Source organism: Flagellimonas sp. (assembly GCF_965601775.1).
In the GTDB taxonomy this organism is placed as follows: domain Bacteria; phylum Bacteroidota; class Bacteroidia; order Flavobacteriales; family Flavobacteriaceae; genus Flagellimonas.
On record NZ_OZ271837.1, the window covers coordinates 3378971 to 3399829 of the forward strand.

General features: G+C 39.9%; 19 protein-coding genes. 18 read left to right on the forward strand and 1 reads right to left on the reverse strand.

Annotated features, from left to right (window positions below; all coding sequences use genetic code 11):
* Position 1: 1 nt before the first annotated feature.
* The 13 genes from ACSLUF_RS15600 (at position 2) to ACSLUF_RS15660 (ending at position 13486) form a co-directional block, all read left to right on the forward strand.
* Positions 2–1141 (forward strand): P1 family peptidase, encoded by a 1140-nt coding sequence (locus ACSLUF_RS15600; protein WP_435623584.1) that lies wholly within the window; start codon positions 2–4, stop codon positions 1139–1141.
* Between the two features lie 165 nt (positions 1142–1306).
* Positions 1307–4417: a VPS10 domain-containing protein gene (locus ACSLUF_RS15605; RefSeq protein ID WP_435623585.1), complete on the forward strand. Its 3111-nt coding sequence runs from the start codon at positions 1307–1309 to the stop codon at positions 4415–4417.
* 178 nt (positions 4418–4595) lie between these two features.
* On the forward strand, positions 4596–5345 hold the full coding sequence (locus tag ACSLUF_RS15610) for an alpha/beta family hydrolase (protein WP_435623586.1): 750 nt from the start codon (positions 4596–4598) through the stop codon (positions 5343–5345).
* A gap of 69 nt (positions 5346–5414) precedes the next feature.
* Complete coding sequence (locus ACSLUF_RS15615) at positions 5415–6140, forward strand: DUF1349 domain-containing protein (RefSeq protein ID WP_435623587.1); 726 nt, start codon at positions 5415–5417, stop codon at positions 6138–6140.
* A gap of 91 nt (positions 6141–6231) precedes the next feature.
* The gene (locus tag ACSLUF_RS15620; RefSeq protein ID WP_435623588.1) at positions 6232–6768 is read left to right on the forward strand and encodes a DinB family protein; all 537 of its coding nucleotides are present in this window, start codon (positions 6232–6234) and stop codon (positions 6766–6768) included.
* A gap of 67 nt (positions 6769–6835) precedes the next feature.
* Entirely contained in the window at positions 6836–7891 is a 1056-nt protein-coding gene (locus ACSLUF_RS15625; protein ID WP_435623589.1) for a DUF4198 domain-containing protein, read from the forward strand.
* Between the two features lie 2 nt (positions 7892–7893).
* Positions 7894–8571 (forward strand): HupE/UreJ family protein, encoded by a 678-nt coding sequence (locus ACSLUF_RS15630; RefSeq protein WP_435623590.1) that lies wholly within the window; start codon positions 7894–7896, stop codon positions 8569–8571.
* 132 nt (positions 8572–8703) lie between these two features.
* Positions 8704–9414, forward strand: a complete 711-nt coding sequence (locus ACSLUF_RS15635) for a class I SAM-dependent methyltransferase (protein WP_435623591.1) — start codon at positions 8704–8706, stop codon at positions 9412–9414.
* A 1-nt stretch (position 9415) separates the two neighbouring features.
* Complete coding sequence (locus ACSLUF_RS15640) at positions 9416–9874, forward strand: hypothetical protein (RefSeq protein ID WP_435623592.1); 459 nt, start codon at positions 9416–9418, stop codon at positions 9872–9874.
* The gene (locus ACSLUF_RS15645; RefSeq protein WP_435623593.1) at positions 9871–10392 is read left to right on the forward strand and encodes a hypothetical protein; all 522 of its coding nucleotides are present in this window, start codon (positions 9871–9873) and stop codon (positions 10390–10392) included. The genes ACSLUF_RS15640 and ACSLUF_RS15645 overlap by 4 nt, the downstream gene beginning before the upstream one ends.
* Before the next feature lie 5 nt (positions 10393–10397).
* Positions 10398–10883, forward strand: a complete 486-nt coding sequence (locus ACSLUF_RS15650) for a GyrI-like domain-containing protein (RefSeq protein WP_435623594.1) — start codon at positions 10398–10400, stop codon at positions 10881–10883.
* A 40-nt stretch (positions 10884–10923) separates the two neighbouring features.
* A complete protein-coding gene (locus tag ACSLUF_RS15655; RefSeq protein WP_435623595.1) occupies positions 10924–12609 on the forward strand; it encodes a SulP family inorganic anion transporter in 1686 nt (561 codons plus the stop codon).
* A 67-nt stretch (positions 12610–12676) separates the two neighbouring features.
* Positions 12677–13486: a hypothetical protein gene (locus ACSLUF_RS15660; RefSeq protein ID WP_435623596.1), complete on the forward strand. Its 810-nt coding sequence runs from the start codon at positions 12677–12679 to the stop codon at positions 13484–13486.
* A gap of 9 nt (positions 13487–13495) precedes the next feature.
* Here the strand turns inward: ACSLUF_RS15660 and ACSLUF_RS15665 are convergent, their stop codons facing one another.
* A complete protein-coding gene (locus ACSLUF_RS15665; RefSeq protein ID WP_435623597.1) occupies positions 13496–14338 on the reverse strand; it encodes a pseudouridine synthase in 843 nt (280 codons plus the stop codon).
* A 141-nt stretch (positions 14339–14479) separates the two neighbouring features.
* On the opposite strand from ACSLUF_RS15665, the gene ACSLUF_RS15670 reads away from it, so the two are divergent.
* From ACSLUF_RS15670 to ACSLUF_RS15690, 5 genes are all read left to right on the forward strand, one after another.
* Positions 14480–17284, forward strand: a complete 2805-nt coding sequence (locus ACSLUF_RS15670; protein ID WP_435623598.1) for an alpha/beta hydrolase family protein — start codon at positions 14480–14482, stop codon at positions 17282–17284.
* A 235-nt stretch (positions 17285–17519) separates the two neighbouring features.
* Entirely contained in the window at positions 17520–18638 is a 1119-nt protein-coding gene (locus ACSLUF_RS15675; RefSeq protein ID WP_435623599.1) for a hypothetical protein, read from the forward strand.
* 17 nt (positions 18639–18655) lie between these two features.
* On the forward strand, positions 18656–19270 hold the full coding sequence (locus tag ACSLUF_RS15680) for a sugar transferase (RefSeq protein ID WP_435623600.1): 615 nt from the start codon (positions 18656–18658) through the stop codon (positions 19268–19270).
* A gap of 104 nt (positions 19271–19374) precedes the next feature.
* Positions 19375–20313: a LuxR C-terminal-related transcriptional regulator gene (locus tag ACSLUF_RS15685; protein ID WP_435623601.1), complete on the forward strand. Its 939-nt coding sequence runs from the start codon at positions 19375–19377 to the stop codon at positions 20311–20313.
* 115 nt (positions 20314–20428) lie between these two features.
* Positions 20429–20848, forward strand: a complete 420-nt coding sequence (locus tag ACSLUF_RS15690; RefSeq protein WP_435623602.1) for a VOC family protein — start codon at positions 20429–20431, stop codon at positions 20846–20848.
* The last annotated feature ends 11 nt before the right edge of the window (positions 20849–20859 follow it).

Sequence of the window (20859 nt, forward strand, 5' to 3'; positions counted from 1 at the left end):
AATGAACAACTTTTTGCTCACAACTAGATTTCTACTTGTACTCTTTCTACTAAGTGCTCTTCATGCTTTTCCGCAAAATAAAAGACTACGGGATTACGGTATTGAAATAGGCGTCCTAAAAACGGGTAAATACAACGCCATTACAGATGTTGTCGGAGTTAAAGTTGGACATACCACATTAATCAAAGGAGATAGCATACGTACAGGGGTAACTGCCATTCTACCCCATTCTGATAATATTTTTCAATTTAAAGTTCCGGCAGCCATTCATATTGGAAATGGTTTTGGGAAGTTAGCCGGATATAGTCAAGTAAAGGAATTGGGAAATATTGAAACGCCTATTATCCTAACAAATACCTTAAGTGTTCCTGTAGCTTCAGATGCCTTGATTACCTATACTTTGAGTGCAAACGAAAATGTACGTTCGGTAAATGCGGTAGTTGGAGAAACCAATGATGGATGGTTAAATGATATCCGAGGAAGACATGTTAAATCAGAACACGTCCTTGGAGCCATAGAAAAAGCTAAAGGTGGTCCTGTGAAGGAAGGTAACGTGGGATCAGGAACGGGAACCATTTGTTTTAAATACAAGGGAGGCATTGGTACTGCTTCACGTATAATCCCAGAAAAATTTGGCGGATATACCGTTGGGGTTTTGGTTCAATCCAATTTTGGGGGCGTGCTTGAGATTAATGGAGCCCCTATCGCCAAAGAATTGAACAACTACCCCTCCCAATTTAAATATGATGTAGATGGTTCATGTATGATGGTAGTTATGACCGACGCTCCATTGGATTCACGAAACTTGGAAAGGTTGGCCAAAAGAGCCATCATGGGCTTGGCAAAAACGGGGGGAATCGCATCAAATGGAAGTGGAGATTACGTTATTGCGGTATCAACCGCAAAAGAAAATCGCATTCCCTATTCCAGTGATTCCCTTTTTAACGAGACCAAGGTATTACGAAATGGGGCTATAACTCCCCTATTTTTAGCAACGATAGAAGCCACAGAAGAGGCTATTCTGAACTCCTTGTTTGCTGCAGAAACGATGACTGGAAGGGAGGGCCATACCATAAAATCGATTCCTAAGGTTGAGATTCTTGACATTTTGAGAAAATACAATAGAATTAGTGATGATTAAAATCATCCGTGTGTAGCTTAACCGTAATACAAAAACCTAATGCCATTACCGCGGTGAACTAGTTCTCGCTTTGTAAAAAAACCATCAATACAAAAGGGGATTGTAGTATCTTTAAAGCACGCCCGCTAGCTACGGGTTACAACAACGCACGAAAACACCATCCAAATGAAAAAATCCTACCCTATCGCATGCATATGCGCATTACTTTCTTGTTTTTTCAATCTATCCGCTCAAGAATCCACTCCAAACATTGAGATTGATTCCAGTTTTTACAGCGGATTAAAGTGGCGAAATATTGGCCCTAAGCGTGGGGGTCGTTCCCTAGGCTGTGCAGGCAGCCCTAGTAGGCCCAATGAATATTATTTTGGTGCCACTGGCGGCGGATTATGGAAAACTGTAGACGGAGGCAATGAATGGAAACCTGTAACGGATGGACAAGTGACCAGTTCTTCGGTAGGTGCCGTGGCGGTCGCTGAAAGCAATCCAGACATTGTGTATATCGGCATGGGAGAAGTGCAGTTACGGGGTAGTATTACCCAAGGTGATGGCGTATACAAATCTGAGGATGCTGGTAAAACCTGGAAGCATTTGGGGTTGAAAGAAACACAAGCTGTTGCCCGTATTCGAATTCATCCAACAAACGCTGATTTGGTATATGTAGCGGCATTGGGTCATCCTTATGGAGATAATGAAGAACGCGGGGTGTTCCGAAGCAAGGACGGCGGTGAGAATTGGGAAAAGGTACTATATGTTGGCCCCAAAGCGGGGGCAGTAGATCTAATCATAGATAGAAATAATCCCGATGTTCTATATGCAACCACATGGCAAGTATATCGTAAAGCCTGGAAAATGTGGGGTGGTGGTGGCCAAAGCAAGCTTTGGAAATCAACAGACGGTGGGGATACCTGGACGGACCTCACAGAAAACTCAGGAATGCCCGAAGGCCCTATCGGAAAAATTGGGGTGACCGTTTCCCCGGCAGATTCCAATCGGGTGTGGGCCATAGTTGAGGCCAATGAAGGAGGTGTTTTTCGTTCTGATGATGCCGGTAAAACCTGGGAAAAGACAAACGATGAACGTAAGTTGAGACAGCGTGCTTTCTATTACTCGCGAATTTACGCTGACCCCTTGGACAAGGAAACGGTTTATGGCCTAAATACCCGAATGTATATGTCCATGGACGGTGGTAAAACCTTTGATTCCATTATTCAAACGCCACATGGAGACAACCATGATTTATGGATTGATTCCAATAATCCAAAACGTATGATAAACTCCAATGACGGAGGAGGCAATGTGACCATCAATGGGGGTAAATCTTGGACTGAACAGGACTTTGTGACGACACAATTCTATCACGTAATGACTACCAACGATGTCCCGTATCATGTAGCGGGAGCACAACAGGACAACAGTACTTTGGCCATGCCCAGTGATGGTTGGAGTCATATGCAAGCCAGGGGCCACAATAAAGGTTGGTATTATGCTGTAGGAGGTGGAGAAAGCGGATGGATTACCCAACACCCTGAGAATTTGGATATTTTCTATGCGGGTAGTCAAGGCGCCCTATTGACACGATATGACCGAAGTAACGGACAGATACGCGATATTCAAGTATATCCCCGATTCTTTTCCGGTGAACCTGCAGAGGCACTTCCAGAACGATGGCAATGGACCTTCCCCATTATGTTTGCCCCTCAGGACAGTAAAGTCATGTACACCTGTTCCCAACACGTTTGGAAAACTACGAATGACGGACAAACGTGGGAAAAGATAAGTCCTGATTTGACCTATGCGGACCCCAGTACTTTAGGAAAAACCGGTGGAGTCATCACAATGGATATGAACGGTCCTGAGATTTATGCCACGGTATTCGCCCTTGCTCCTTCTTTTCATGACATCAACACCATTTGGGCGGGTTCAGATGATGGCAAAATTCATATTACACAAGATGGCGGCAAAAACTGGGAAGATATCACCCCTTCGGATTTACCAAAATTCTCAAGGGTAAGTATTATTGATGAATCAAAGCATAGACCAGGAACTTTATATGTGGCTGCCAATCGCTATCAAGTAGATGACAGACAGCCCTATGTTTTCAAAACCCACGATTATGGGAAAACCTGGACCAAAATCATCAACGGAATCGAAGATGGACATTTTGCCAGAGCGATTCGCGAGGATCATATCAGAAAAGGTCTTCTGTTTTTGGCAACAGAACATGGGGTATATTTTTCTATGGATGATGGTGAACAATGGCAAAGTTTACAACTGAACCTTCCAGACACCCCAATCCGGGATTTGGTGGTCAAGGACAATGATGTGGTTTTGGGTTCCCATGGGCGTGGTTTCTGGATATTGGATGATATACAGCCCTTACGTCAATTCAAGCCTGAATTGTTGAATCAGCCGGTCGTGCTTTTTGAACCCAACGATGCCATTCGGGGTATTTCAGAAGCTTCGGTACAATATTACTTAAAAGAACAACTAGATACCATCACTTTTGAGATTTTGGATGCCAACGACAACCTTATTGACACCTTCACAGGTAGCAAACCCAAATACAAAGTAGACAAAAACATCCCTTGGTGGCAAAGAGGAGGCTCTTCAAAACCTACAACAGCCAAAGGTTTAAACAAGTTTACTTGGGATCTACGCTATCAGGGCGCCACTGATTTTGAAGGGATGATCATCTGGAGTGCTAGGCCTACAAGAGGTCCAAAAGCACCTATTGGCAACTACAAGGTGAAAATTAAATCTGGAGACTATGAAAAAACATATCCTTTCGCGATTCATATGAATCCTAATTTAAAAGGAATTACCAAGGAAGACTTGGACGAACAGTTCGAATTGGCCAATAACATTATGCAAAAAACAAGTGCGGCCAATGAAGCGGTAATCCACATTCGGGAAATAAAAGATCATCTCAAGGAACATGAAGAGAAATTGTCAAGTAATGTTATGAAACGGACCATCACCCCTTTCATCAACAAAATAAGTGCCATCGAAGAGAACTTATATCAAGTGAAAAACCAGTCGGGTCAGGACCCTTTGAATTTTCCGATTAAGCTAAACAATAGATTGGCCTCCTTGCGTCGCAGTCTTGAAAATGGGGATGCCAAACCAACGGATGGGGCTTATAAAGTGTATAATGAGCTTTCAGCAGAGTTGGATATTGAGCTAAACAATTTAAAAGATATTCTAAAAGAAGATGGGGCCAAATTAAATAAAGCTCTTCAGAACGTAGGTGTAGATGTTATTAAAACCACTAGGTAGTCGCTATTGGTTCGATTTGATAGAACAAATGCTTGGATATTGAAGAATATAACTAATCAATAAAACTAAATTATGTTAGGAATTTGGCTTTCAAAAAAGAGAAAAACCAGAACATTACACACTTTACTGATTCTCGGTATTGTTAATTGGAATTAGGCTCGCTCCGCTAGTTTATATTATGAAAATTAGTAAGCGAAATGTTTTTAGACTATGCTGGTTTAGCCTGATTACTGTATTCTTTATATGGCAGTGGATGGCGTATCAATCTCGTGACTTACCCGAGGATACTTTTAAAAACGATACTAGAGTATCCATTGAGAAATCAAGCGATAAAATCACATTTATAGCAAATAGTCCGAAAAGCAAAAACGAAATACTTTTTTTTCAAGGTGGAATGACGGACCCAAAAGCATACGCCCCATTATGTAGACAAATTGCCAATAATGGTTACACCTGTCACCTGATAAAAATGAATTGGAGAATGCCTCAATGGAATTATAAAAAAATTGCGGCGATTTTCGAACTGGAAAATGGAAACTACATAATTGGTGGTCATTCCCAAGGAGCAAAAATGGCATCTCAATTTGTTTATGAAAATCCTGATTTGATGAAAGGTCTTTTCCTTATAGGCACCTCCCATCCGAGAGATTTTGATTTATCAAAAAGAACAATTCCAACACTAAAGATTTATGGCGAATTGGATGGACTTGCAAGCGTTTCAGAAGTACTAGAGAATAAAGACAAACTACCTAAAAACAGTAGTCTCACAGTAATCAAAGGGGGAAACCATTCTCAATTTGGGTATTTGGGAAAGCTATTGACGGATGAAAATGCAAAAATTGATTTGGCGGAACAACAGGAAAGAACACTTAAAGAACTAATCAGATTCTTCAATAAAATTGGGATTGAAAACGAAATGGATAGGTAGTTAGGAATGTTTAAAATTGCATGCCGAATTGATTGTAATAACAGGTAAACCATAATCCTTATCTGCTTGATGAAAAAAACGATATACAAAATAATCTTTGTAGCAGTTCTTTTAGCAGCTCTGACATGTTGTACAGAAAAGGAGAAGCAAGAAAAATCAAGTGTTACTCAAAAGGGGTTTACCCAAAATAATAAGTTGACCACTATTTCAAAAGAAAATCTATCAGACTTCCAGTGGTTGAATAAACCTCTATCCTTTGAAGTTGAAGATGGAGTATTGAAAGTAGTTGCCGAGAAAGGGACTGATTTTTTTAACAATCCAGAGGATAAAAGTAAAACTTTGAGTGCTCCATTATTATTTCAAGCAATCGAGGGTGATTTTATCGCAAAAGCTAGGGTACAGCCGGATTTCACTTCCCTCTGGAACGCTGTGGCCCTAATGGTACATATCGACAATGATAATTGGATAAAGTTCGCCTTTGAGAATTCAGATGCCACTGGAAGAAGTATTGTTAGTGTTGTGACCAAAAATCTTTCAGATGATGCCAATGGAGTCGTTCTAAAGGACGAAGATTCGATATGGCTTAAGATTGTAAGAAAAGATAATATCTATTCGATGCTTTGGTCTAAAAATGGAAAGGATTTTAAAATGGCTCGATTGACCACCATGAAATCAGCGGATTCCGTGAAAATTGGGATTGAATTCCAAAGTCCTGTAGGTGACTCTGCTAAACATCAGGTTGATTATTTTGAAATAGAAAAAACCACAGTACAAGATTTAAGAAAAGGGGAATGAAAATCAGTAATTAGGTGAAATAAGATTCATTCCTCAGTGCTATTGCAAACCATTCCAATTGAAGTATTTTTAGCTTTAGAAAAAACAATACATGACTGAAATCCAAATCCTTGCTAAACAAACGGAAATTGCATTTGAATGGACAAACAAGCTTACTTCTTCTGTATCCATCGAGAAATGGGACCGACTGGCGGAAGGAATCGAGTCAAATATAAGCTGGCAGGTAGGACATCAAATCATCAGTATCTATTATCACACCATTATGACTACGGTGGGACACATTCCCGAGTTAATTGAAAAACTGGATTTACGTAGGTATACAGAATTATGCGGGTATGATACTACACCGAAAGATATGGTTGGAAAAACTAACTCCAAAGAGCTGAAGGAACATTTACAACTGATGCAGGGTAAGTCTCTTGAAGTAATTAAATCCTTATCTGAAAATGACTTATGGACACCCGTCAAACCCACCAAAGTGCCGCATCCTGTCGCCAAAACAAAATTTGAGGCCATTGATTGGAATATTAAACATACTATGTGGCATTGTGGACAGATGGCCTCCTTAAAACGCATGGTAGACACGCCCCACGATTTCGGAGTGAAAAAACCAGCTGAAAATAACTAAATTTTATCTTAAACCATTATCCTACTAGCCTCTTTTGCTCGTATTTTTAAGGCCCAAAACACAATTCATGCGTAAAACATTTTACCTCCTATTGGTCAGTTTGCTCCTATGTAGTCATGACCTCTACATAAAGATGGAAACTTACTTCTTGCAACCTAATCAAGAAGCCATCTTGAGCCTTTATAACGGAACTTTTGAAAAGAGCGAAAATATCATCACTAGGGATCGCATGCTGGATGCTTCACTAGTTGCTCAGGGTGAAAGAAAAGCGATCAATGCAGAAGAATGGAAAGACCAGGATAGTACCATTACACAACTAAGTTTCAATACCCGTGAATCGGGAACGTATGTGGTTGGCGTCTCAACCAAAGCAAGAAACATTGAACTCACGGCTGAAAAATTCAACAGCTATCTGGAACATGATGGTGTTTTGGACATCTTGGAGCAGCGAAAGAAAGACAGTCTATTGAATGAAGATGCGGTAGAAAGTTATGAGAAACATGTAAAGGCCATTTACCAGGTCGGTGAAACTAGAACAAACGATTGGACTACGGTATTGGGCTATCCAATCGAGTTTGTGCCACAAGCCAATCCCTATGAAAAATATAGTGGCGAAAAGTTGGAGGTACAATTGTTATTGGACGGTACACCACTACCCAACCAATTGGTCTACGCAGATTATTTGAAAACTTCGCATAGTCACTCACATGACCATCATGATCATGGACATTCACACGATGGGGAAAATCACTCCCATGACCATACACACGCAGATGATGGGCACGGCCATTCCCATGAATCCTCAGAAGAGGAATCCCATACACATATAAATGGTCAACAATTACGCACCGATGAGCAGGGAATGGTCTTGGTTGACCTACCTGAAGATGGCATTTATTATCTACGGACCATTCACATGACTACGGTTACCGATAGCGATGAATTAACACATCAGTCTAAATGGGCCACGCTTACATTCGAAGTAAGCCATAAACATGGTTCTGATACGCACACACATGACCACGACCATGATCACGAACATAGCATTCCCACATGGGTCTTTGTATTGGGTAGTTTACTAATCATAGCGGTGTTGTTCGTAACATTCAGGAAAAAGAACTAAGAATGCAAGCCAGTATAAGACGTTCACTGTTGCTGTTGCTATTGTTCGTTCCACTTTTAGCATTTGCACATGATGTTACCAGTGCAGACCAAGAGCTTTTGCGCACCGGGGGGCTGTGGGCCTACATCCGTGTAGGTGCCACCCATATGCTTACAGGTTACGATCACCTACTTTTTCTTACTGGTGTTATATTCTTTCTGAAAGGCTTCAAAGACATCTTGATGTTCATTACGGTGTTTACCATTGGACACTGTATAACCTTAATTGGTGCCACCTATTCCGGGATTACTGCTAATGAACACTTGGTGGATGCGGTAATTGCGTTAAGCGTTTTGTATAAGGGATTTGAGAATTTGGGTGGTTTTGAAAAATTAAAGGTGAAATCCCCTAATTTACTTTTTATGGTCGGTCTTTTTGGATTGATACATGGTTTTGGACTTTCCACACGCCTACAGTCCTTTGAAATGGGTGAAGGGCAATTTCTGGCAAAAATTCTGTGCTTTAATCTAGGTGTGGAAGTAGGACAAGTGTTAGCATTAATTCCCATCGTTTTTGTTATTACAATGGCAAGAAAACACAGCCAATTTCCTGCTTTTTATAAAGCAGTTAACTGGTACTTGGTACTAGCTGGGATAGTTTTGTTCGTTTATCAAATGTATGGTTACTTTACTGGACATTGATTCGATTATATAGCCCATTTTCATCATAAAGAAATAACTTGCAAAGGAAGTGGTTGACGGGTTTCAAATGCGAACCCCCTATTTTGCATAAGCAATTAGTTTCCCCTGTTTTAAATTCAAAACAATCCACTAATGAAGAAAATTATTCTCATTTCAATCTTAAGTCTATGCTTTGCATGCAACAGCGAAAACAAAAGTATTCCTTCCGAACCTGTCGAAAAGCATGGTGAGAAACATCGGGATAAAGAACATTTAGGACATGGTTCCGCTAATGAATTTATGCATAAATCTTCTTTCGACGATTTAATACAAAGATTTGAATCCCCCGAAAGAGATGCATATCAACGTCCCAATAAAGTGTTGGAACACTTTGGGAACATTGAAGGAAAAACCATTATGGATATTGGTGCTGGTTCAGGTTATTTTTCAGTCAAACTTGCAGAAAAAGGAGCAAAAGTAATTGCTGCAGATGTTGACGATCGGTTTCTAGAATTCATCCAAGACCGTGTGAAAAAGAATGCCCTTCAAAATATTGAAACCCGCAAAATACCTTATGATTCGCCGAGTTTAAGCGAAAATGAGGTGGACCTGGTGTTAATCGTTAATACCTATCATCATATTGAACATCGGCCAGAATATTTTACTCAAGTAAAAAAAGGCACAAAACCCGATGGCGAGTTGGTTGTGGTGGATTTCTTTAAAACAGATACTCCTGTTGGGCCACCAACTGGTCATAAACTCTCTATGGACACGGTTATCGATGAACTTAAAAAGGCAGGATACGGTTCTTTTGATGTAAATGTAGACTTACTTCCCTATCAATACATTATCACCGCGAAATAAGATGGAACCAAACCCACAACTCAAAAAGTTTTTAGAACCCTACGATGATGGTATCCAAAGACTGGCTTTGGACTTACGCGAGTTCATTCTGGACTTGGTGCCACAGGCTAACGAATTAATTTGGGATAATTATAATGCCTTGGCCATTGCGTACTCCAAGTCGGAAAAGCTTAAAGACGCATTTTGTCATATTGCGTTATATGCGAAGCATGTGAACTTTGGATTTAATCGAGGAGCGGAATTGACAAAAACAAGTATCCAATTAAATGGCAAGGGTAAACTGATACGACACATTTCGGTAAAAGACCTAAACTCCTTTCCAAAAGAAGTAATACGACCTATGATCTGGGAAGCCGTGGGGATTTCAGAACAAATGAACAGTGCATTGTTAGAAGGTAACCAAAACCCAAAAAGCATTGTGATGTCCATCTCTGAAAAGAAAATAAGACCAAAATCATGAAAAAACTACTTCTTGGTATTTGCCTCCTTTGGATGACATTAAGTTATGGACAAGCTGAATTTGTCATTGCAGAAGACGGACTATCACCAAAAACTATATCGGCAGAAATGAGTGCCTTCAACTCCTCTCAAATGTATACCAAAACCATGGGTTGGATTGAAGAAAATTCAGAAACCTATAATCTAAGCGTGGAACATGCGGTTGAGAATGCGTCCATCCGAATTTCTTTCCTAAAGGGAAATGCTGCGACCCTTGATAAACAGTACTACAATATTGGATACAAGGCGAAGATCCGTTTTGAAGATGGAAAATACACTTTTGAACCTACTGAAATTCGGTTAAAACTGAACAGTAAATATGATATGGGTTGGACAGATTTTGACCTGTATGATGCATCGGCGTATTTCAAAAAAGGAAAAACCCTGAGGAAATACAAATCCTATTTGGAAAATATTCCTAAGCCAATGAATGAGCTTCAGGTAAATCTTCTTTCCTATTTAAAATCAGAGGACAATTAATCATTATGCAACCCAGAATTGAAAAGCTATCCAAAAAAAAGTTAGTAGGGATTTCCATGGTCATGAGTGTTTTGGATAATAAAACGGGACAGCTCTGGGGACAATTTGGTCCAAAAATCAACGGAATCAAAACTCGAATATCCGACGATAAGATTTCCATGCAGGTATATCCGAAATCCTATTTTGACACCTTTAATCCCAAGCTTGAGTTTGAAAAATGGGCTACTGTAGAAGTTGAGGATTTTACCGATGTTCCACAAGGGATGAAAACATTTGTATTGGGGGAAGGACTTTATGCCGTTTTTGACTACAAGGGGTTAAGTACGGACAATTCCATATTTCAATATATTTTTTCCGAGTGGATACCCCGTTCGAATTATGTTTTGGATGATAGACCCCATTTTGAAGTGTTGGGTCCAAACTATAGAAATAATGATCATGAATCCGAAGAAGAAATTTGGATTCCAATAAAACCAGTTTCCAAGACTTAATCATTAACTTACCACCATTGTTGACTTTTATCTAAAGACCATGCTTTCCAAAATTTATGATATCAAAAATCTTAGAGGTGACTTCACAGGAGGTTTGGTGGCCGGTGTAGTGGCCTTACCACTTGCTCTTGCTTTCGGAGTTCAATCCGGCATGGGAGCCACAGCGGGCCTTTATGGAGCAATCGCCGTAGGCATCTTTGCCGCTATGTTTGGAGGAACTGAGACACAGGCCAGCGGCCCTACCGGACCCATGACAGTTGTGTCAGCTGCTTTGGTAGCGGCCGCCATAGAAATGAATGGAAGTTTGGAGAATGCACTACCCATTATCCTGGCCGCCTTTTTGGCTGGAGGGCTTTTTCAAGTAATTTTTGGATTTTTGAACATAGCCAGCTACGTAAAATACTTTCCCTATCCTGTGGTTTCAGGATTTATGAGTGGGGTTGGACTGATCATTGTAATTTTACAACTATTCCCCTTTGCCGGACTGGATTCTGCAAAATCCACAGTAACCGTCATTCAAAATTTTCCCAGCCTTTTTACCGAGGCCAACGTTTCTGCCTTAATTTTAGGTGGAATTACCATCGCGATTTATTTCCTTTTTCCGAAAATAACCAAGGCGATTCCTAGTGCCTTGGTGGCTATGATTGTAGCTACATTGATTGCATACTTCACCAAAATGGAGGTTCCCGTTATTGGTGAAATTCCCTCCGGATTACCTACATTTCAGCTTGGCGGAATTCTCAATATAGATTCATCAGCCTATTCCGTTATTTTGGAATATGGCGTGGTATTGGCAGTACTAGGAAGCATTGATTCTTTGCTTACCTCCGTGATTGCCGATAATATCACAAAAACCAAACATAACAGCAATCGAGAGTTGATAGGTCAAGGTATTGGCAATATGCTAGCCGCAGCAATTGGCGGTATTCCTGGTGCGGGAGCAACCAAAGGAACTGTTGTAAACATCAATGCAGGAGGAAGAACACGCTTATCTGGAATTTTGCATGGCGTTTTTCTTCTTGCCGTTCTATTAGGTCTGGGACAGCTTGCAGCTCATATCCCACTTTCCGTGTTGGCTGGTTTATTGATTCCAATAGGCTTTAAAATCGTTGACTTCAAGGGTTTAAAACACTTGGCAAAGGTTCCAAGAGCAGACGCTATAGTTCTTGTACTTGTTTTACTCATTACCACATTTGGTAGTTTGATTTATGCGGTGGGTCTTGGTGTTACCCTTGCCTGTTTATTGTTTATGAAGAAGTCAGGTGATATTAGCGAAAAAGGATTGGAAGTCGGAAGTATATCAGATATAGATGACTCCAAACCTTGGCAAGATGAGTTGGAGTTTTACGAAGAATACAAGGACAGAGTCATTATCAAACATTTATATGGCCCTTTGTTCTTTGGATTTACCTCTTACTTCAAAGACCAAATTAGTAAACTCCCCAAGGATGTTACTGCGATTATTTTGAGGATGGATAGAGTGCCTTACATTGATCAGTCTGGTTTATATACTTTGGAGGGAATTATTTTTGATTTACAAGCACAGGACATTGAGGTAATCTTAATTGGACTTAAAGAACAACCTTACGATATGTTGAAGGCAGTAGATATTATTCCGGATTTAGTGCCTGAAGAGGATGTGTTCATTACCATTGAGGACAGCTTTGCCTATCTGAAAAAACAATTGAAAGAAGCTGAAAATTCGGTGGCGGAAGAGTCCAAGTAAGTTGATGAAAAGTTGGGTATACCCAATTTTCACAATCTAAACCAATCAAATAGACGAAATTCTTCTTATGAAAAGATTAGAGCTTTTTGAGTTTGAAGATTTTGGCTGGCTACCAAGTGATTTGCGTTCTGGGGCCACAAACCTTATCAAAATTTTACACCGTTTAGTAGGTACTTCTGAAGTATTGGCGGACCTCATCTTAGGTGTTAGGGAAAAAGTAGATTTCAATCAAATTGTGGATTTGGGTTCTGGTTCGGGAGGACCAATGATTGAAACCATAGACAAGATCAACCAAAGAAACCCAGACACTCAGATTTCACTTTTGTTGACCGACCTATACCCCAACCAAAAAATCATCACTGATGTTGAGGCTTTGAATCTTCCCAACATTGCATATCATCCCGAATCTTTGAATGCCCTTAAATTAGATACGTCTCCGAAAGGGTTAAAAACCATGGTAGCCAGTTTCCATCATATGAGACCAGATGTCGCCAAACAAATTTTGGAAAAAGCCGAACAGAGTGGGGAACCCATTTTAATCTATGAAATTGCCAAAAACAATATTCCCATTTTAATTTGGTGGATAATGCTTCCTATTTCATTGGTCATTTTGATAATTATGTCCCTCTGCATGACCCTTTTTGTGAGGCCTTTGACTATAAAACAGATTGTGTTCACCTATCTAATACCCTTCATACCCATTATTTATGCTTGGGATGGGCAGGCCTCAATTATGAGAACCTATACCTTCAAAGACATTGAAGAATTATTAGGGGCCCGAAAGAACAAAAAATACACCTGGGAGATAAGTGATGCAAAAAAAAGAAATGGGAAAAATGCTGGATATTACATTTTAGGATATCCTGTAAAAAACTAAGTCCCTATATCACTTGATTATCTTCAGATTAATTACTTCTTGTTCCGTGAGGTGCCGCCAATGCCCACGGGGTAAGTCTTTTTTAGTGAGTCCCGCGAAAACCACCCGGTCTAACTTGATTACATTGTATCCCAAATGTTCAAAAATGCGACGCACAATACGGTTTCTCCCACTGTGGATTACTACTCCTATCTCCTTTTTTGGAGCTCCTTGAATATAACTTACATCATCTACCTGCACGGGTCCATCTTCCAGTTCCAAACCTTCCTCAATTTTATGGAGGTCAGACATGCTCAAATTGTTGTCTAAGGTTACTTGGTACATTTTTCGAACCCCATGCCTTGGGTGGGTCAGTTTGGTAGTCAAATCCCCATCATTTGTAAACAGTAATAGACCAGTAGTATTTCTATCCAAACGTCCAACAGGTAACAAGCGTGACTTGGAGGCACTGGATACCAATTCCATTACGGTTCGCCTACCCTTTTCATCATTGGTGGTTGTAATAAAATTCTTGGGTTTGTTTAAGAGCACGTATTCTTTTTTCTCCGGATTCAGCTTTCGACCATCAAACCGGACATCGTCAGAGCGCTTTACTTTGTAGCCCATTTCGGTAACCACCTTTCCATTCACGCTTACGTTTCCGGCAGCAATGTATGTGTCAGCTTCCCTACGGGAACAAATTCCTGCATTGGCGATATATCGATTCAATCGAATTTCATCAGGATTTGAGGTGCGATTCTTTTGTGGTCTGCTTGAGGGTGCGGATTTCTTTGAAAACGGTTTTCGTTGAAATCCCTTTTGAGAAGTTCGGGATCGCCTTTTGCCCCCTTTATTAAAGTCTGATTTCGCCATCAGTCATATTTTTTGCAAATGTAGACAATCCCATTTAAAAACCTACTGAAGCAAGTGATTGAAGATCAAAATTCAAGGTCCTTTTTTAACACCCAATAGTGCGCGCTATCCACTATATTTACGGGGCAAATCAAAACAAATATGTTCAAAAAAGTTCTTGTATTCCTGTTTTTGGCCATTCCAGCTCTTTCTTTCACTCAAAAAAAGGTATTGGAACATAGCGACTACGATATCTGGAATACCGTTCAGGATGAGGCCATATCCCAAGATGGCTCTCATATTCTTTACAGTCTATGGAAAGGTGAAAAGGACCACTTTTTCAAGGTACAGGACGCCAAAGGAGAATTTGTACTGGAATACAATCGCGGAAAAGAAGGCTATTTCACCTATGATTCAAAATACGTTGTCTTTACCATCAATGCATGGAAAGACAGTGTTATGAACATGCAAAGAAGAAAGGTGAAAAAGGATAAGTTACCCAAAGATTCCCTTGGGATTTTCAGTTTAGAAACCAAAACGCTACAGAAAATTGGGAACGTCAAGTCTTTTAAACTCCCTGAAAAATGGTCAGGATATTTGGCCTACCAATTGGAAGAAATCAAAAAAGAAAAGGAAAAGAAAGAGGAAGAGAAAGATTCGGTAACCGATTCCAAAAAGAAAAAGGACAAACCCAAAAAAGTGGGAAAAAAAACCGGATACCACCTAGTGGTTCTAAATCTGGAAACCAACACGCAGGACACCTTAAAATTTGTTACTGACTATATCTTTGCCAAAAAAGGGAAATGGTTGGCCTATGCTTCCTCCGGGGAAACAAAGGATAGCGATTCCGGTGTTTTTGTTCGTAATCTCGAAACCAATGAAACGATAAACTTGCATCAGGCTCCAAAGGCGAAGTACTTTCAACTTGGTTTTAGTGAATCCGGTAAAAATTTTGGCTTTGTCGTGGATACCGACACTACCAAAGTCCAGTTAAGACCAAATCAATTGTATCTATGGCAAGAAGGAAATTCAACTGCTGAGAAGATAATGGACAATGAAACCGCTCCTAACGACTTTGTTGTCTCCAAATATGGGAAGGTGCATTTTTCCAAAGATGAATCCAAAATGTACTTTGGGCTAGCAAGACCTCCAATCGAAAAAGATACCTCCCTACTGGATGAAGAAATCGTAAATGTGGAGGTTTGGACCTATGATGAACCTCGATTGTATACTGTTCAGGAGTTGCAGCTAAAAAATGATTCTATTCAATCCTTCACAACGGTGTATCACCTAAGTGATAAAAAAACAATTTCGTTAGCTGATGAAATGTATTCAGATACTGATTTAGGAGATAAGGGCAACTCCGAATTAGCGCTTGTTCGCAACAGCAAACCCTATGATTTGGCCAGTCAATGGACCGCTCGACGACACTACGATTACAAAGTAATCAACACCAGTTCTGGGGAAACAGAGCATGAGTTTAAGAAAGTAACCCGATTGCAATTAAGTCCCAAAGGTAACTATGGATACACCTATGTCAGGGTTGATAGCACCTGGGTTAGCTATAACCTGAGTTCTGGAAAGCAAATTTCGTTGACCAAAGACATAGTTTCTTATAGTGAGGAAAACGATTATCCCAATTATCCATTCTCCTATGGATTTGCCGGCTGGACTCAGAATGATGAACATTTTTTGGTTTATGACCGATATGATATCTGGAAAATTAATCCAGATACAGGTAAAACCGAAAAGCTGACCGATGGTCGGTCCTCCAAAACGGTGTATCGCTTTTTGGATTTGGATGAAGAGGAGGAAGCTATCGATTTCAACCAACCTTTGCTGCTGAGTACCTTTAACGAAACATCCAAAGATGGCGGTTATGCCAGATATAATCCCAAAAATAATCGCGTGACTGCGTTGATTTCTGGGCCATATCGCTATTCCGCTCCAAAAAAGGCTTTATCCGCAAACAAGCTCATCTTTTCTAGACAATCTTTTGAAGAATTCCCGGATTTACGAATCTCAGACCTGGGTTTCAAAAAACAGACCAAGTTGAGTGATGCCAATCCACAACAAAAAGAATACAACTGGGGCACCATAGAATTGATCGACTGGATTTCCTTGGATGGCAAAAAACTCCGAGGTATGTTGGTAAAACCCGAGAATTTTGATTCAAGCAAGAAATACCCCCTTTTGGTCAATTTTTATGAAAGAAGTTCTGACGGTATACACAGACACCGCTATCCCAAAGCAGAGCGTTCTTCAATCAATTATAGTTTCTATACCAGTAGAGGGTATGTTATTTTTAACCCGGATGTGGAGTATCGAATTGGCTATCCGGGGGAAAGTGCCTATAACTGTGTTATTTCTGGAGTTACTTCCCTGGCTGAAAAAGGATATATTGACAAAGACAATATTGGGGTTCAAGGGCATAGCTGGGGAGGCTATCAAATTGCATATTTGGTCACCAAAACTGATATTTTCAAAGCAGCCGAAGCCGGCGCACCGGTTCCCAATATGATCAGCGCGTACGGGGGCATCCGATGGTGGACCGGTCTAAGTAGACAATTTCAGTATGAACATACCCAAAGCAGGATAGGTGGTACTCCTTGGGAATATCCAGCACGATATATTGAAAACTCACCTATTTTCAATGTAGATAAAATCAACACCCCTTTGTTGATTATGCATAACGATGCTGATGGTCATGTTCCCTGGTACCAAGGTATTGAGTTTTTTGTAAGTCTACGCCGTTTGGGCAAGCCTTCTTGGTTTTTGAATTACAATGGAGAGCCACACTGGCCCCTGAAAATGCAAAATCGCAAGGACTTCAGCATTCGTATGGCGCAATACTTTGATTACTTTCTAAAAGGGGAAGGAAAACCTTCATGGATGGAACGTGGTGTACCACCTATCGAAAAAGGTGTTCAACAAGGATATCAACTATTACAAACAGGTTCACAATAGTTAACTAACTTGTACAAAGCAAAATTTCAAGTTAGGCTGATTGCTCATTTTACTAATAAAACAACTGGATTTATCTAGTCGAATAGTTAATGTTTCAAAACCCTCTGAATTCAGACGGTTCATCCAAATAAAACACTCCTATTTCAATACTATTTAACGGTATCTTCAGTTAAGCTATTAGGGAATACTCTTATGGGATTCAATTTGATAGACCAAACGATTCAAATGTAACTTTATGGAAGGGAAAATTCTGATTATCAGCGTAGGTAGCATGGTTTCACAAAATATTTTGGAAACCCTTAAAAATAGGAGAGATAGCATTACTATTGTGGGCACCAATGCAAGCCCTGATGCTCCACTCTATGATTGTGATAAAGTTTATCTAACCCCCCTTTCGGAATTACCCCCTTCAGATTATTCCACGGTATTATCCAAAATAATTGAAGATGAAGCGCCAGACATAATAATTCCTGGAAGGGATATTGATGTTATCATACTTGCACATTTGAAAAAAGATTTTCCAAAGACCCATTCAAGATTTATCACTGGAGATTCCAAGCTTGCCTCCTTAATGGAGGACAAATGGCTTAGTTTTCAATTTGCCCATCAGGAAAAACTCCCTTTTGCAGATTCGATTCGCTATGATTTGGAAAAAAATGAGGCAGGCGTAGTGGACTTTCTAAATAGACATGAATTTCCTCTTCTAGTTAAACCAAGAAAGGGTTTTGCCAGCAAATCGGTTTCTTTTGTGATGAATGAGGACCAGCTTTCCAATATTCCATCCGACGGTACTTTTATAGTTCAAGAATATTTAGGAGATCGAAGTAAACTATTAGGATTTCAAAAAAGAATTCAAGATGAAGGTATACCGCTGTTTTATTCCTTAGAGGAAGTAAAATATAGTATGCAACTCTATATTGGGCCTTCAAAAGAACTGAAAGGTAGCTTGATAACCATACATCGCATGAAAAACGGTGTTAGTGAGGGGGTGGTAGCTTACGAAAAGAATGATTTAAATGAATTGTTAAATACCTATTATCAGGTTTTTGCCAATAAGGGTTGGTATGGACCATTAAATATCCAGCTCCAACGGTCAGAAAAAACCGGTGAAATGAAGGCGTATGAGTTCAATGGAAGATATACTGGTGCCACAGCGGCAAGATATGTACTGGGGTATGACGAAGTTGGTTTTTCATTGGACCTTTTGGATTCTGGGAACACTATTCAAGATGATTCGTGCGGATCTCAAAAAAGTGCTCTAAAACAAACCTATATTTCCTCTAGACCTAGGACCAAAATTGCCTATTTGGAAAAGCATAAAATCTGGAGTCCTGGTAAAAAGTTGAAAGATTAAGTTTTACAATTCCAATAGTGTATTTAAATTTTTTCAAACCGGCAATCGATTGTATCATAGCCTTTGTAGGGCTAGCTTTTCTTTCGCCCTTGTTAATTGTCATCTCAGTCGCTGTTTTAATCGACAACAAGGGCAGTCTGTTGTTTTTCCAAGAACGTCCTGGGAAAAATGAAAAGATTTTTAGCATCATAAAAATCAAAACAATGACCGATAAAAGGTCCCGCAATGGAGAGCTGCTGCCGAATGACCAACGTTTGACGCCTCTTGGGAGATTTCTCCGACGCTATTCGCTAGATGAAATACCTCAATTAATCAATGTAATTAAGGGTGATATGAGTCTTGTTGGACCACGTCCGCTCCACGTTAAATACCTGTCAGTTTACAATAAACGGCAGGCAAGACGGCATGAAGTAAAGGGTGGCATTACCGGCTGGGCACAAATAAATGGAAGAAATAAGATTAGCTGGGAAGAAAAGTTTGAGTTAGATTTATATTACGTAGAAAACATCTCGTTTGCTTTAGATTTAAAAATATTATGGTCGACGCTGTTAAAAGTAATCAGACCAAAGGATGTAAATAGTTCTAGACAGGAAACCATGCCCAGTTTTACCAAAACCGAAAATGGTCAGTAGTAGGAAAAGTATACCACTAGGACTGAATTAACTGAAAAGACTTTAGTAAAGTTTATAAACCAGCGGTAATAGATAGGTACTATTCCCAAAGCGATTTACCAGGTATGAATGACACCGACTACTTCTCCCACTTATATGACATTGCCCGTCATCTGAACAAGGAGTTTTCTTTGCATTCTGTATTGCGTAAATCCATGAAAAAAACGGCCGAGATCCTGAATATTGAAACCGGATGGATTTGGTTGACCGAACCGGACAACAAATCCGTTTACCTAGCTACTTCCCATAATCTACCTCCTGCCCTTAGCAACCACCCAGAACGTCTTTCAGGTTGGTGTTACTGTATTAAAGAATATCTTTCCGATGATATTGAAGAAGCCGTAAACATCAGCGAGATTGCATGTACCCGATTAAAGGATATTAAGTCTGGCACGAATGATCTAAAGTTTCATGCAACTATTCCCATAACACTAGACAATCAAAAGGTTGGACTTATTAATTTACTGACCAAGGAATCCCGGAAACTCAATAGCAAGGAGCTTACCATACTAAACACCATAAGCGAACTTATAGGTACCGCCATTCAACGTACCCGCTTACAACAGTCTTTTGGTAATGAAAAAGTGAAATCCAAAGGAAACATGGACGGTGTGACGGAAACGATTTTTTATCCCAAGCTGGAAACGATAATCTCATGTTTGAAAGGCGACCAGAGCGATAAAAGAAAAGTGCTGGAAAGTCTTGAAAAAACGGTGCAACTTCAAAAAGACTTAAAAGTTCTGTTTCATGAGACTAGGAAGCTGGAAGGGAAAAATAACACTATGGGTACCTTCAATTATCCCGAAACTCCCCTCACCAAAAGGGAATTGGAAGTACTTACACTGATAAGGGAAGGTCATACCAATGTACAAATTGGTAAGCAATTATTCATTACCGAACGAACCGTCAAATTTCATATTACATCCATCCTTTCCAAGCTGGACGTCAAAAATAGGACGGAAGCCGTAGATGTTGGATTGAAAAGAGGACTATTCAGCGTATAAAATTCAATTGATTTAGCAAAAACTGTACTAAAGTACAGGTGGCAATCTGTACTTAGGGTCGTTTTTTGCCTTTGCTTCAATGTTGAAATTTGTACCGAACAAAAATCAAGATACTATGAAGCAGCAGATTTACTTGGAACACGCCAACATTACAGTCAATAATCTTCAAGAAGCCGTCAAATTTTTCCAAACGGCCTTTCCACACTTCAAAATACGAGGAGCTGGAAATGATTTAAGGGAATGGGTTCATCTTGGTGACGATTACACCTATGTAGCCATTAATCAGGCTATACATAAGGAAACAAAAGTGATCAAGAATTATGACGGTGTGGGCATTAACCACATTGGATTTGTAGTTCCCAACGTGGAGGAGATTGCTGCAAATCTCTTAAAAAACGGTTATAAGCGAGACTATCCTAAACAAATAGAACAATTTAGAATCCGGGATTACTTTGCGGATGCTGATGGCAATCAATACGAGTTTGTTCAGTATCTGAGTGAAGCCCTTGAAGAACGAAACAGTTACACCAGTTAAAATTATGAGCA